At 70.2% G+C, this 12,924-nt stretch carries 16 protein-coding genes and 1 CRISPR repeat array; of the genes, 6 read left to right on the forward strand and 10 right to left on the reverse strand.

Going from position 1 to position 12,924, the window contains the following annotated elements; genetic code table 11:
- Positions 1-7: 7 nt before the first annotated feature.
- Positions 8-955, forward strand: a complete 948-nt coding sequence (locus ACFYW8_RS24730) for a TauD/TfdA dioxygenase family protein (RefSeq protein ID WP_389079973.1) — start codon at positions 8-10, stop codon at positions 953-955.
- Between the two features lie 43 nt (positions 956-998).
- On the opposite strand, the gene ACFYW8_RS24735 is transcribed toward ACFYW8_RS24730, so the two are convergent.
- From ACFYW8_RS24735 to ACFYW8_RS24755, 5 genes are all read right to left on the reverse strand, one after another.
- A complete protein-coding gene (locus tag ACFYW8_RS24735) occupies positions 999-2,465 on the reverse strand; it encodes an FAD-binding protein (protein WP_389079977.1) in 1,467 nt (488 codons plus the stop codon).
- Between the two features lie 176 nt (positions 2,466-2,641).
- Positions 2,642-3,838, reverse strand: a complete 1,197-nt coding sequence (locus ACFYW8_RS24740) for an SPFH domain-containing protein (RefSeq protein WP_365881621.1) — start codon at positions 3,836-3,838, stop codon at positions 2,642-2,644.
- An 11-nt stretch (positions 3,839-3,849) separates the two neighbouring features.
- Entirely contained in the window at positions 3,850-4,101 is a 252-nt protein-coding gene (locus tag ACFYW8_RS24745; RefSeq protein WP_365881623.1) for a hypothetical protein, read from the reverse strand.
- Positions 4,102-4,228: 127 nt separating this feature from the next.
- The gene (locus ACFYW8_RS24750) at positions 4,229-5,110 is read right to left on the reverse strand and encodes a hypothetical protein (RefSeq protein ID WP_389079984.1); all 882 of its coding nucleotides are present in this window, start codon (positions 5,108-5,110) and stop codon (positions 4,229-4,231) included.
- 225 nt (positions 5,111-5,335) lie between these two features.
- Positions 5,336-5,572 (reverse strand): chaplin, encoded by a 237-nt coding sequence (locus ACFYW8_RS24755; RefSeq protein WP_389079987.1) that lies wholly within the window; start codon positions 5,570-5,572, stop codon positions 5,336-5,338.
- A gap of 198 nt (positions 5,573-5,770) precedes the next feature.
- Here ACFYW8_RS24755 and ACFYW8_RS24760 point away from each other — a divergent pair, with 198 nt between their 5' ends.
- A complete protein-coding gene (locus ACFYW8_RS24760; RefSeq protein WP_389079990.1) occupies positions 5,771-5,977 on the forward strand; it encodes a hypothetical protein in 207 nt (68 codons plus the stop codon).
- 88 nt (positions 5,978-6,065) lie between these two features.
- Here ACFYW8_RS24760 and ACFYW8_RS24765 read toward each other — a convergent pair whose 3' ends face one another.
- Positions 6,066-6,716 (reverse strand): DUF4360 domain-containing protein, encoded by a 651-nt coding sequence (locus ACFYW8_RS24765; protein WP_389079993.1) that lies wholly within the window; start codon positions 6,714-6,716, stop codon positions 6,066-6,068.
- 687 nt (positions 6,717-7,403) lie between these two features.
- Between ACFYW8_RS24765 and ACFYW8_RS24770 the strand changes: the two genes are divergently transcribed.
- Positions 7,404-7,946 (forward strand): hypothetical protein, encoded by a 543-nt coding sequence (locus ACFYW8_RS24770; RefSeq protein ID WP_389079996.1) that lies wholly within the window; start codon positions 7,404-7,406, stop codon positions 7,944-7,946.
- 40 nt (positions 7,947-7,986) lie between these two features.
- Here ACFYW8_RS24770 and ACFYW8_RS24775 read toward each other — a convergent pair whose 3' ends face one another.
- The 3 genes from ACFYW8_RS24775 to ACFYW8_RS24785 form a co-directional block, all read right to left on the reverse strand.
- Positions 7,987-8,823 carry a hypothetical protein gene (locus tag ACFYW8_RS24775; RefSeq protein ID WP_389079999.1) on the reverse strand — a complete coding sequence of 279 codons (837 nt, stop codon included), beginning with the start codon at positions 8,821-8,823 and terminating at the stop codon, positions 7,987-7,989.
- Between the two features lie 218 nt (positions 8,824-9,041).
- Positions 9,042-9,563: a hypothetical protein gene (locus ACFYW8_RS24780; protein WP_365882528.1), complete on the reverse strand. Its 522-nt coding sequence runs from the start codon at positions 9,561-9,563 to the stop codon at positions 9,042-9,044.
- A 173-nt stretch (positions 9,564-9,736) separates the two neighbouring features.
- Complete coding sequence (locus ACFYW8_RS24785; RefSeq protein WP_389080004.1) at positions 9,737-9,862, reverse strand: hypothetical protein; 126 nt, start codon at positions 9,860-9,862, stop codon at positions 9,737-9,739.
- A gap of 153 nt (positions 9,863-10,015) precedes the next feature.
- Between ACFYW8_RS24785 and ACFYW8_RS24790 the strand changes: the two genes are divergently transcribed.
- The 3 genes from ACFYW8_RS24790 to ACFYW8_RS24800 all read left to right on the forward strand — a co-directional run bounded on the left by ACFYW8_RS24790 (position 10,016) and on the right by ACFYW8_RS24800 (position 12,078).
- Positions 10,016-10,540, forward strand: a complete 525-nt coding sequence (locus ACFYW8_RS24790) for a tyrosine-type recombinase/integrase (RefSeq protein WP_389080007.1) — start codon at positions 10,016-10,018, stop codon at positions 10,538-10,540.
- Entirely contained in the window at positions 10,537-10,911 is a 375-nt protein-coding gene (locus ACFYW8_RS24795; RefSeq protein ID WP_389080010.1) for a helix-turn-helix domain-containing protein, read from the forward strand. The genes ACFYW8_RS24790 and ACFYW8_RS24795 overlap by 4 nt, the downstream gene beginning before the upstream one ends.
- Positions 10,912-11,267: 356 nt before the next feature.
- A CRISPR array of direct repeats spans positions 11,268-11,459; the repeat unit is 36 nt; unit sequence GTTTCTATGCCCTTCGGGCGGGCGTTGTTCTGAAAT.
- 253 nt (positions 11,460-11,712) lie between these two features.
- Positions 11,713-12,078: a hypothetical protein gene (locus ACFYW8_RS24800; RefSeq protein ID WP_389080013.1), complete on the forward strand. Its 366-nt coding sequence runs from the start codon at positions 11,713-11,715 to the stop codon at positions 12,076-12,078.
- An 11-nt stretch (positions 12,079-12,089) separates the two neighbouring features.
- Here ACFYW8_RS24800 and ACFYW8_RS24805 read toward each other — a convergent pair whose 3' ends face one another.
- On the reverse strand, positions 12,090-12,854 hold the full coding sequence (locus ACFYW8_RS24805) for a reverse transcriptase domain-containing protein (RefSeq protein WP_389080016.1): 765 nt from the start codon (positions 12,852-12,854) through the stop codon (positions 12,090-12,092).
- Positions 12,855-12,924 lie beyond the last annotated feature (70 nt).

The raw sequence follows: 12,924 nt of genomic DNA on the forward strand, positions 1-12,924 counted from the left end.
AGGCCCCATGACGGACCAGGTCACACGTCTCGAAGTGAGGCCGGCGACCGGACACATCGGCGCCGAGATCACGGGAGTCGACCTGGCGGAGCCGCTGACGAACGAGACCGTCGCCGCGATCCGGGCGGCGGTGCTGCGCTGGAAGGTGGTGTTCTTCCGCGGCCAGCGACTCGACCACGCCTCGCACGCCGCCTTCGCGCGCCGGTTCGGGACACCGGTTCTCCTGCCGTCCCGGGGCAGCGCGTCGCCCAAGGACTTCCCCGAGGTCGAGACGACGGCCGACCGCCTCGAACTGGGCGGGCGTTACGGCATGGACCACGAGGAGTGGCTGCGCAGGCGCCGCCACTCGCTGCTGCGCGGCTGGCACTGCGACCACGGCGCCCGGGTCGATCCGCCGGCCGCGACGATCCTGCGCGCCGAGTCCGCGCCACCGTACGGGGGTGACACGACCTGGTCGAACCTGGCCGTCGCCTACGCGGGCCTCTCGGCTCCCGTGCGCGCCTTCGCCGACGGTCTGCGCGCCGAGCACCGGCTGGGGGTCGGTTACCAGACCCGGCCGGGCGACGACGCGTACGCCCGTCATCTGCTGGACCGTCAGATCGCCACCGACCACCCGCTGGTGCGGGTGCACCCGGAGACGGGCGAGCGGGTGCTGTTCGTCAACGGCTACTACGTCGAGCAGATTCTCCAGTTGTCCCGGCCCGAGAGCCGGGCGCTCCTGGACATGCTGCTGGAACAGGCGACCCGGCCCGAGTACACGGTCCGCTTCCGCTGGGAGCCGGGCAGCGTGGCCTTCTGGGACAACCGGGCCACCATCCATCTGGCACCGAGCGACACCGCCCATGTCGACCACCCCCGGGTCATGCACCGGGTGATGCTGGCCGGCGATGTCCCTCGGGGGGTGGACGGGCAGCCGTCGGTGCCGATCGTGGGCAGCGAGCCGGGCCGCTGGTGAGCGGGGGCCGTGCGGCGGGAACGGGGCTCTTCGAGCCGGGGCGTCAGAAGATGCCCTGCCCCGGGACCAGGATTCCGCGCGGGTCATAGGTGTGCCGGGCGGTGGCCAGGCGTCGGTAGGCGGGGCCGAAGTGCTCGCGCCAGTCCGCCGCGTCGAACGGGACCGAGCCGACCGGGTAGTGGGTGCCGCCCGCCGCGTGGACGGTGTCGTAGGCGGCGCGGTTGGCGGCGAGGAGACGGTCGACGGTCGCGGTGTCGTCGGGCGGGGTCGTGCGCAGGACGGCCAGCAGATAGGACACCGGGTCGTCGGGGGTGCGCAGCAGCGGGGCGTGCAGGCTCTCGCGCAGCACCGGGTACAGAAGGACGACGCCCGGACCGAGGTCGGCCGGGGTGAGGTCCTCCAGCAGGGACGCGGCCAGCGTCGCAGCCTCACGGCCCGGCAGCAACAGGTTCAGCCAGGGGTGGGCGAAGGCCCACAGACCCGCTTCCTTGAGCGCGGCGACTCCGGCCGCGAGCCGGTCGAGGAAGTCGTAGTACCCGAGGTCGCTCGTCTGCGCGCCCGCGGGGTCGTGGCGCAGTCCGCGCAGCAGCGTGGTGTCGTCGGGGGCGGGGCCGGCGGGCGGGCCGTAGGCGACGGCTTCGAGGACGTAGCCGTCGAACGCTCCGGCGCCGTCGGCGGTCACCTGGCCCTCGACGTAGTCGAAACGGCCCTCCTCGACGAGCAGCCGCTGGTCGTCGAGGAAGGTGCGCAGGTCGTCGTACGGAAGGAGGTAGTGGCGTACGGTCTCGGGCGCGGGGACCAGGCGCAGGGTGGCGCCGACGATGACCGCGCACTGGCCGAGTCCGGCGAGCACCGCGAGGAACAGGTCGCGGTGGCGGGTCGGGGAGCAGCGGACCAGATGGCCCGCGCCGGTGACGACCTGGAGCTCCGTCACGTTGTCGACCTGGGCGCCCCGCTGGTGGGTCTGGCCGCCGATGCCGCCGACCGACAGGGTGCCGCCGACGGAGAGTTCGAGATAGTCGGTGAAGGTGGGCGGGGTGAGTCCGTGCGCCAGGGTGGCCCGGGCGACCTCGCTCCACTTGGCGCCCGCACCGACGGTGACCGTCGCGCTGCCGGGCCCGACCGGTCCGATGGTCGCGAGCGGTGTGGTCTCGATGACCAGACCGCCGTCGACCTGGGCCTGCCCCTGCGTGGCGTGGCCCTGACCGCGCGGTGCGACGGACAGGCCGTGCTCGTTGCAGAAGCGGACCATCGCGACGATGTCGTGGACCGAGCCCGGCCGCAGCACGGCGACCGGACGCCGGTGGACGATGTGGCCGAAGTCGTCGGCGTCCGCCGCGAGCGAGGCGTCGTCGGTGTGGACGCTCCCGTCCAGCTTCGGGAGGCCGGCGAGCGGCCGGCCGGTGGCGGTGGCCGCCCAGCTCCGGGTGAAGGGATCGAACCCGACGACCGCGGCGCCGGCGGCGGCGAGTCCCTGCAGTGCGGTACGTCGCGAGGGTGTCCGGGGCATGCGCTCCTCCTGGGGCGGCCGCGTCAAACGATCAACTGGCGCTGAGTGTAAGGGACTTGATGGGCATCCGGGCCCATTGATCCGAACGCGGGTGGTGGTGCGCCGGTGCCGTCGGAAACGGCCGCGTCCGCCGCCCCGGGAGGGACGGCGGACGCGGGTGGAACCAGGGACTCGGGTCAGCTCGCCGACGAGGAGCCCTCCGGCTCGTCGCCCTCGACACCGATGCCCTGCGTACGGCTGTACCCCTGGAGTTCGAGCGGGGCGTTCGCCTTGGCGGGACGGTTCTCGGAGTTCTGTCCGCCCAGGTTCTGGCGGACCGAGTCGAGGATGGTCAGGCCCTGCGCGACCAGACCGGCCGCTATCTCGCCGAGGCCGTCGGCGCCGTTGAGGACGTTGACGTTCGCGCCGGCGAGACCGCCCGCCGCCTCCTTGACGATGAGGGGGAGCTGGTCGATCAGCATCCGGTCGAGCGCGACCCGGTCGTGCGAGGCCGCCGCCTCGGCCTGGATCTTCATGCGCTCGGCGTCGGCGATGGCGAGCACCTTGATCCGCTCGGCCTCGGCCTCGGCCGGCCTCACGATCTCGGCGACCAGCTGCTGCTGACGCAACTGGGCAGCGCGCTGGGCGAGTTCGGTCTGCGCGGCGAGAACTTCCTGCTGGGCGTGGGCCTGGGCGAGCGGGCCCGCCTGGGCGGCCTGCGCCTGCGCCCGGTCCACCTCGGCCGAGTACTCCGCCTGCACGATGGCCGTCTGCCGGGCGTACTCGGCCTGGTTGCGCGCCGCCACCTGCTGCGCCTCGACGGAGGCCTGCGTGGCCTGCGCCTGGGCGATCTGGGCCTGACGCTGGATGGCGGCCTTGTGCGGCGCGGACATCGCGTCGATGTAGCCGGTGTCGCCGTCGTCGATCGACTGGATCTGGAGCGAGTCGACGATCAGGCCGATCTTCGCCATCTCCAGCTTCGAGGTGTCGAGCACCTCGGCGGCGAGCTTCTGCCGCTCGGTGACGATCTCCTCGACCGTCATCGAACCGATGATGGAACGCAGATGGCCCGCGAAGATCCGGCCCGTCAGGATCGACATCTGACCCTGGTCGGACAGGAACCGCTGCCCCGCGTTGATGATGCTCTCGGTGTCGTTGCCGACCTTGAAAGCGATCACGGCGCGGACGTGCAGCGAGATGCCCTGCTTGGTGACACAGGTCTCGGTGACCTCTGCCTCGCACATGGACAGTGTCAGAAAGCGGGTCTTACGGAAGACGGGCAGCACGAACTTGCCGTGCCCCGTCACCACTCGGAACGGCGCGCCCCCCAGTCCCCGCCTGCCACCCGAGATCAACATCGCCTCATCGGGAGCGGGTACGCGATAACCGAACATGCTTCTCCTTCTCAATCGGCGCCGACGGCGTCGCCGTCCAGCGCGTCCAGCGGATCGACCCATTCGATGACGTCGACCTCACGGCATCCCCTGGATTCGATGACCAGCACGGTCGCCCCCTTCGGCAGGGGCTCCCGGGACCAGGCATGGAAGGTCTCGGATCCGCCTCTCACTCGCACCAGGACCTCGCCGGGACCGGCGGATCCCCGGGTGCCGATGAGCAGTTCCCCCGTGCAGCCGATCACGGCTTCGTCCTGCACCACAGCCGGCCACCCCCCATCACTCCGAATCTGCCTCTGACCTTAGACCCAGGCCTTTTCGGGCGCGTACGCCCCCCGTCGGCAAAAGCCGCTCGGGGGGTACGCGCCCGGCCCTGGAGGCAGTGTGGGCTCAACTCCTGGTGAAGCGATAGGTCTTGCTGTCGGTCAACACGCAGAAGCCCGGTGACACCACGATCACGCGCAGGGTGGCGGAGCGGCGGTCGTAGTCGATGCCCTCCACCTCGAAGGTGCCCGAGCAGGAGCTGCGCAGGGGGAGCTGGCGCAGCGCGGTGACGTGTCCGGAGACGTCGGCCGTGCCGTTCGGCTCGCCCGACAGGTCGATCTGCAGCAGCGGCTTGGTCATGCCGAAGAGCGTGCCGGCGGGGTCGTCGGACGAGCACAGCAGCTGGGTCGCCGTGACGAAGTCGCAGCCCTGTACGTCCCGTACGGCGTGGTCGAGGTTGACGGTGGAGGCCTGCGGAAGGTTGACGGAGGGCGAGGTCGCCGGGTTGACGCCGGGGGTCGGGAACACCAGGAGCCGGTTCATCGTGCCGTACTCGCCGGACACCATCCACGAACCGCTCGGCGCGATGGTGACGAAGGAGTTGTTCAGCGCCTCTCCGGCGCTCAGCGCGTGGACGTACTCCGACCAGGCGCCGCCCGGCGCCTGTACCCGGAACATCTTCGAGCTGCCGGAATCGCTCTGGTACGGCTCGACGTAGTAACCGTTGTAAGAGGCGTCCGGGTCGCCGACATGGTTCCAGCCGCGGCTGCTCACACCCGTGGGGATCGTGCCGATACCCGTGTAGTGGTTGGGGCTGCCGGCCGGGACCTCGACGGAGGTCAGACCCTGGCTCTCGGTCAGCGGGTCGGCGCGGTCCGAGCCCACCTCGTTCCAGGTGTCGGCGGCCGAGGCGGGCGCGCCGGTGGCCACGGACAGGACCGCGGCGGTGGTGAGGGTGACGAGACCGGCCAGGACCGCGTGACAACGTTGCCGTGCGGGCATGCGCATGAAAGGTGCTCCTAGATGGGGGGTGACTGGTCGGCGCACAGTCTGGCCCGCCCCGATGGTCATGTACAGACCAATGAATGGACGCCGGGCATCGACTCCTCGTCCAGGAGCCGTCGGCCGGCCCCGAACGCGCCCGAGCCCGGCGGCTCACTCAGGAGGGTGAGTGAGCCGCCGGGCTCGGGCCGGCGTCGCCGGCCGGGCAGCGCCCGCCCGGCCGACCTGATGTCAGCCGTTCACGCAGACGTTTCCGATCGCCGGGTTCAGCAGGCCCACGACGTTGACCGTGTTGCCGCAGACGTTCGCGTCGACGTCGATGGGGATCTGGACGACATTGCCGGACAGGAGTCCGGGACTGTTCGCCGCGACGCCCACCGGGCCGGGGCCATCGGCGGCGGCGGTCCCGGCGGTGGCCAGCAGGGCCACACCGGCGAGTCCGGCAGCGGCCATCAGACGAATACGCATTCCAAGGCTCCGTTCATTCGCAGAGGTGCGAGCCCCTTCACCATCACCTCCGCGAACCGTCGCCGACATTCCGGCGCGGCCGAACGGGGGTTCGCCCGCCGCGACCGCCGCGGGCCGGGGCGCGACACCGGGTGCGTCGCGCGGGGTGTACGGAATACCCGTAGCGTGAGAACAGATCCGGTGGAACAGGGAGAAACCATGCCAACCAGCCAGCCCGACACGTCCACGCCCTCCGACGACAGGGCGACCCCCGACTCGCTGCTGCACACCGGGACCGAGGGCCCGGTGACGGCCGAGGACCTGGTACTCGCCGCGGGTCGCGACGTCACACCGCAGAACCTCGCCTGGGCCGAGCGCAAGCTCCAGGAGGAAGGCTCCGCGGCGGTCGACAAGTTGCTGCCATAGGGACCTGCCCGAAGGACGACGCCCCGGGCCGGCTCGGCCGGCTCCGATGCGGTGGAGCCGGCCGAGGACCCACGCGCGGAACGGCGGATCAGGAGGCGGGGCACTCCTTCCAGGCCAGGTGGTAGACGGTGCTGATGTCACCGTCCGTCGAGTCCATGGTCATGAAGCTGGAACTGCCGGGCGCCGAGGTGCCCGCGTTGACGCGAAGCTCGGTGTTGATGTTGAAGTTGCGCTGAACACCGCAGGGGGCCCAGACCAGTTGGGCCCAGTCCGTGGTGTCCGTGGACTGCCAGTCGTCGCCGTACGGGCCGCGGAAGGGGTGGGTGATGGAGGCCGTGTTCGAGGACCCCTGGAAGTAGTACGAGGCCTTCTCCGTACTGGTGGCGCCCGCCTGGAGCGAGGCGAAGCCGCGGTAGTCCGCGCTGGCGATGGCGTAGGTGAAGCCCTGCGGGACGTGGACGATCAGATTGAGCTGGCAGTTCTTGCGGAACGCGGTGGGGTCGGCGTTGCCGCCGACCTGGGCGAGGTAGTCGCTGTAGGTCACCGTGAAGGCGGTGTTGTCCGGGGAGACGGCGACAGCGGCCGTTCCCTGGGGACAGCCGGAGCCGTTGACCGTGGCGACAGCGATGACGATCTTGTCCGGGGGCGGGTCGGCGATCCCGGAGGACGGGCTCGAGAGGGGAAGTGCCGTGGCGAACAGGGTGGCGATCGCGCCACCCAGAAGCAGCCCACCAGCCATGGTGCTCCAATCCGTTGCGTCGGTGTTCCGGCGGCAGCACACAGTTGCGCGCCGCGAAATGGGGGGTGCGATGCCCCGAGGGAACGGGGCACCGTCGCGGACCAGTGCGTTGGATCAGGCGTGACCCATTTGAGCATGCGCATGACAAATGCACATGCGCAGCCCTTTCCCGGCTGTGAAGGAGCTGTGAAGACCGGGAGTGACGAAATCGTACGTACGGCTGGTCGGGGTGGACAGGGCCATCTCCGGCCATTCGATATGCGCCGTTCACACCTGCCTCCACGGTCACGAGGCCCGTTCACCGCGGTTCCCGCCACCCCCCGGCCATGGCCCCGGGCGCTCCGGCCCCCGACGACCGTCACCGTGTGTGCCCGCCACCATGGCGCGGTGCGGGCGCCCGGGCTTCCCCCCGGCCCGTCGCCGCGTGACGGGCCGTGCGGCGCCCCCGGCCCGGCCGTCCCATGGCACGCGCACGCATCCCCCGGCCCACGGTGCCCGCGGTGTGGCCAAAAGAGGCACAGTGGGGCGGGGTTGGGCCGGTGACGCCCGGTTTCGCGGCCCGTGCCGCTTTTCCGTACGTCCCGAGACAGATGTCCGGGTGTCCCGACGCGGGCCGAAAGGCGACGGGGCCGCGCGAATCGCCCGCCCCCTCAGCGCGTCCCGGACGCCCCTGCGACACTGAGGCACATGGATCCACGACACCTGAGACTCGGCCGCCGTCGGATATGGATGAGCAGTGCCGTCTGCTTCCTGGTACTCGGGCCGATCGGCTTGTTCTTCGGTGGCTGGATTCCCTTCGCGCTGCTGCTCGTTGCCCTCACCGTCGCCACGGCGGTCTCGCACTGGCGGGCCCCGGCCTGGCTCGCGCCCGCCATCGCCAAGGGCCAGTCGGAGAGCCGAAGGGACGTCGCCACCTTCTGCGTGGTCATAGCGGTGAGCGGCTACGCCCAGCCGCCGGCACAGCCCGCCCCCTCCCCGGCGGACCTGGCCGCCCTGCGCCTGGAGGCGTACCGGGCCGCCGCGGACGACGACCTCTCCGAGGAACTGCGCCTCCTCGCGGCCGACGCGCTGGCCGCCGCGGACCATGCCCACGCCGAGGACACCCCCGCGGGCTGGCGGGCGGCACGGGCGAGCGCCGAGCGGCTGGCACACGCCGCCCAGGAGGGAAATCCGTACGTACGACAGCTGCTCATCCAGTGGGTCGAGGGCAACCCGGCGGGCGAGCGCTAGGCGAGCGCCGCACCAGGGTCCGCGCGTCCCCCGGCATGCCTCAGGGCCGCTCGAAGAACTGGATCACGCCTCCGGCCGAGAAGCACAGCGCTCCCACGAGGGTGCCCCAGTTGGCGATGTCGACGTTCACGAGGCTTCCGGTCTCCGGGCGGGTGAAGGCGGCCAGCGCCGAGACGAGGAAGAGCACGGATCCGACCTGGTTGACCGCGACGATCCACCAGCCGAGCTCGCCGGGGAGGACACGCGGACGCCCGTGGCAGACCTCCACCAGCGCGAGATGGCCGGAGACCAGGAAGAGGACGCACCCGATCATGTCGGGGGCCCAGATCAGCCGGTCCGTCTGCTGGACCGAGAGCCCCTGCAGCAGCGAGTCCAGCAGGTTGACGCCGAACACGAGCGTTCCCACGAACAGCAGGAAGGTACTGAGCCAGTCGATCCGGCCGGGCTCGTAGCTCCACCATCTCCAGCGCCGACCGGCCAGCGAACCGGACTCGCTGTCCCGACGGGGAGCGTTCACCGCCTGGAGCAGTGAGGCATAGCCCCCGGTGTTGAAGAACAGGCCGCCCGCGAAGTAGATCCAGGCGCCCGTCGCGCCGCTCGAACCGAACTGGGCGACCCCGGCCCCGAGGGCGAACAGGAACCCACCGAGCGTGAACGCGGCCGCGGCGACGGCGTTCAGCCGGCGCAGCCGGCCGATCGACACGGTGTCCGCCCGTTTGAAGCGGGCCTCCGCCGCACCCGGGGCGCGCACGGTGAGCAGGCCGCGTTTGCGGGCCAGCCTCGACTCCCAGACCGCGGTACGCCCGTCCATGAGACGCCAGGTCAGCCGGGTCGTGAACGGACCCGCCCCCTCGGAGCGCGCTTCGGTTCGACTCACCCGGCGACCTTAGCCCGCCGCGGCGAAAACCGGCGTTCGCCCGCCCCGGCACGCTTTGGGTGGTTGTGCGGTTCGGGATCGGCTCCGACGCCGTCGTGGTGCGCGCGGGCGGGACGGACCGTCTGTTCGGCGCCGCTCGGACCACGGGCTCAGGAAGACGCGCTCACGCGGGCCCGCTCGGCTCGGCGCGCTCGGACCGGCGGCTCAGGCCGGCGCGCTCAGGACTCCGCCTCGCGCCTGAGGAAGTTGCTCACCTGACCGGCGAGGCTGTCCCGCGCGGGGTCGGCGTCAGGACGCGCGCCCGCGTCGACGGCCGTGTCGTTCTCGATGCCGCCCGCCCAGAGGTAGCGCTCGGTCCACTCGTCGTCGACCTTCAGCTGGACCTGGATGTCCATCCGGTGCAGGACGGTATCGGGGCCGGCGGCGAAGAGGACCGCGGTGGCCCGGCGCAGGGGATAGATGTCGAAGCCCTCGATGAACTGCGAGTTCCGCCAGTCGAGGAAGGCGCTCTCGCCGTCGGCGCCGACGCGGATATCGATCTGGCCGTCTTCGAGGAGGATACCGAAATGCTCGGTGGCACGGTTCTCGACGGTCACCCGGAATCTGAAGTAGGTGAGCTCGTCGGCGGCGTCGTCGCGCCCCTTCGGGGGCTCCGCCTTTTCCACGCCATGGACGCGAACACGCAGGCCGGCCTGCTCGTCGTACTCCTGCCAGTCCCCGACCACGTTCGGCTCGCGCACAGTTCACCTCTCCACTATCAGAGAGTTGTTCCTATCTGTGCCCTCGACGAAGTGTCAAATGCGTCGAACGTGCCGTGGCCAGCGTTTTCCCCTTTCTTGATCGGTGATCAAGCCGTGCCCAGCCAGAACCTTTCCACGAGGCCCGTGAGGGGCATTTACGTGCGTGCTACACATCACGTTTCCCGGGCGCCCCACGCGCCCTCGCGCAGGCGCCGCAGCTGTTCGTCGAGCGGACCGAGGCCGACATCCCGGCGCCGCTCGTCGACGGTCCCCGGCCGGCGTACGGGATACGGGCGCACCACGAGGGTGCGCTGGCCGCGGCGCGGGATCTGGCGTTGTTCACGACGATAGGGCTGGGGTCTGCGGCGGCGGGAGAGCGCCCGGCTGGAGATGCACGACTGGCGGCGCCAGGCGAAGCTGCCGGAGTTCGGGGACTTCGCGGGGCTGGCGGTGTGGCGGGCAAGGCGAGCGGCGGGCAGCCGCCCAAGCGTCGGATGGTGATCTCGGTCTGGCCGTGGGCGGTGCGCACGGTCCGGCTCTACGTGGAGAACATCCGCCCGCTGTTCTACGCCGGGCGGGAGGACGACGGGGTGATGTTCCCCACCGAGCGCAATGAGATGATCTCCGAGCGGGCGTTCAACCAGCGCTTCCAGCACTGGCGCGAACTCGGCGGCCTGTCCGACTGCCTGGGCCCCCACTACCTAAGGCACGCATACGTGACCAGGCTGATCGAATCGGGACATGACGGGCAGTTCGTCACCGACCAGGTCGGGCACTCCCACGCGGCGACGACCGCCATTTATACCGCGCTCAGCAGCGACTTCAAGAACCTCAAGGTGCGTGAGCACCTTGACGCGGCCGAGGAGGCCTCGCCGGCTGGGGCGTGCGCGCTGGCCGAGGCGGAGGCGGAGATGGGCGACGACTTCAGCGACCAGACGACCGGTGTCGGCCGCGGCGGCTTGGGGAGGGCGCGGTGAACGCGGTCCCGGACGACGGTCAGCCCGGGCCGAAGGAGGCGCTGCAGCCGCGGTACGAGTGGCGGCTGCGTGAGCTGATGGCGGTGCGCCGGAACTGGTACACCACCACGAAGCTGGGTCCCGAGCTGCGCAAGTACGGGTTCGACCTGGACCGCAGCAACATCTACCGGCTGGTGAAGGCCGAGCGTCCGCCGAAGATGCCCGTCGAGCTGATCCTGGCGCTCTGCAAGATCCTCTCCTGCCGGTTCGAGGACCTGGTCGTGGAGATCGAGCCCGAGCCCGCAGCGCAGGAGCCGGCGCCGTCCGGGCCGCAGCCGGTCGTCCCGGACATGCCGCTGCTGTCGGCCGACTTCTTCGACGCCGAAGACTGACGGGCCCCGCGCCGTGAAGCAGGGTGTCTGCGGCAGCTGCGGCGTCGACAACCGACTGGGCGGCTCGGCATACCCAGCGCCAGCAAGGCCCGTAACGGAGCCTGGCTCGCCCTCGTCGGAGCCGTCCACTGGAAAACCGACCTTCTCGGCACCGCCGACGCCACCGCCCACGCCTGGCACCAATGGAACGGAGGCGACCGCGCCAGCTACATCGCCAGCCGCCTCCACACAACAGACGCCACCGACAGCCCCGAATAACACCTCCAGCAACAGACGATGAAATCGTCCTCGCCCTCATCGGCGGGAAGACTATCGCTGGCTACTGACGCACCGGCCGAAGAGCCCGTGCCCGACCAGTTTCTATGCCCTTCGGGCGGGCGTTGTTCTGAAATCGTCCGTCAGCACCGCGTATCCGCTGGCGGTGGACCCGCACAAGCGTTTCTATGCCCTTCGGGCGGGCGTTGTTCTGAAATGGTAGTCAGGAAACATTCGAAGGAGGCACAGTCTGACCGTTTCTATGCCCTTCGGGCGGGCGTTGTTCTGAAATCCTTCCCGGTTTCCGCCCTGGTTGACCTGCGGTGATGCTGTCCGTTGCGCAGGATCGCGGTGCGGGGCTGGTTTCGGGGCGGGGCATGGGTCACATTGGCGCGGGTCGTGTGCTGTGGGCTGTGGAAACGGCTCGCGCAGGAAGTGGCCTCCCGGAGGCGGTTCGGCGAAGTGTGGTTACGGGCTGGTCAGGGCGTTGTGGTGTCCGGCGCGTTACTTCGGGTGGTTCTACGGTAACGGTCACAGGATCCAGTAGTGGGCGCGTTCTTCGAGGCGGCGGTTGCCGAGGATGACGAGTTCGTTGAGGACCCGGGCTCGGCAGGGGTAGAGGCGGATCTGATCCTCGTCGCGGTCCATGCGGCGGCGGAGTGTGCCGCGCAGGCGCTGACGTCCTTCTTGGTGGGCAGGGTGACCTCGAAGACGCTGAGCTGGACGCGGGCTCCGTGGGCGGCGGTGGACCACGCGCAGGCGCTGGCCTTTGGTGCGCAGGCTGGCACCCGGTTCGGTGACGTAGAGGGTCGACTCCAGCGGGGAGGGACGCTCCTCAGCACGTGGGCCGGAGCGGGCGGTAGTGGTCTTGCCGAGGAAGTCCACGCCCTCGTCGAAGCTCTCGATGCGTGACTTATCCTCGTTCAGCTCCAGATCGAGGCAGCGCAGGGCTTCGGTGACGAGTCCGAGAACCTGTTCGCCCTGGTGGTGGGTGGTGACGGGGATGGCAAAGTCGTCGCTGTAGCGCAGACCCGGTGGCCGGAGCGCAGCAGATCACGGTCGAAAGCATCAAGATAGGGATTGATGAGCACCGGTGACAGCGAACTGCCCTGGTGCAGGCCCTTCCCGGAACGGATACGGCGCGCCGCCGGGCCCACGCCGCGCCGATTGACCAGGTGCTGGATCAACTGGCAGATCTCCGGATCGGGGACGACCTCCCGCAACCGGGTCAGGGCCGGCCAACGCGGGATCTGCTCAAAGCAGTCTTTGATGTCCGCCCGCACCACCCACCTGGCGCCCTCGTCCCTGGCGGCCGTGAGGTCGTGCAGAGCGTCCTTGACGCTGAGCCCCTTGCGGTAGGCGTAACTCCACGGCAGCAGCACGGCGTCGACGTACTCGTCGACCACCTCCATCACGGCCCGCTCGACGATGCGGTCCTCCACAGCGGGCACCGCGAGCAGTCGGGTACCGCCGGAACGCTTACCGATCTCCATCGCGTACACCGGGCTCGGCCGCCACGTCCCGGCCTTCAGCTCCCTCCCGAGGTCCGTGAGCCGTGCAAGGACGCCTCGCGCGTACGCGGCCACCTGGTCGCTGACCTTCCCGTCCTCCAGATCGTTCGCCTGCACCTCCTGCCAGGCAGCAAGAAGGGACGCCTCAGAAATAGCGCGGTACAGGAGGTCACCCATCAGCGCTCCCTTTCGTCTGGTCCACTCCACAGAAAATAGAGATCGTCAGCTACCCCATTTCTATGCCCCC

The sequence above is a fragment of the Streptomyces sp. NPDC002742 genome, assembly GCF_042888885.1.
Taxonomy (GTDB): domain Bacteria; phylum Actinomycetota; class Actinomycetes; order Streptomycetales; family Streptomycetaceae; genus Streptomyces.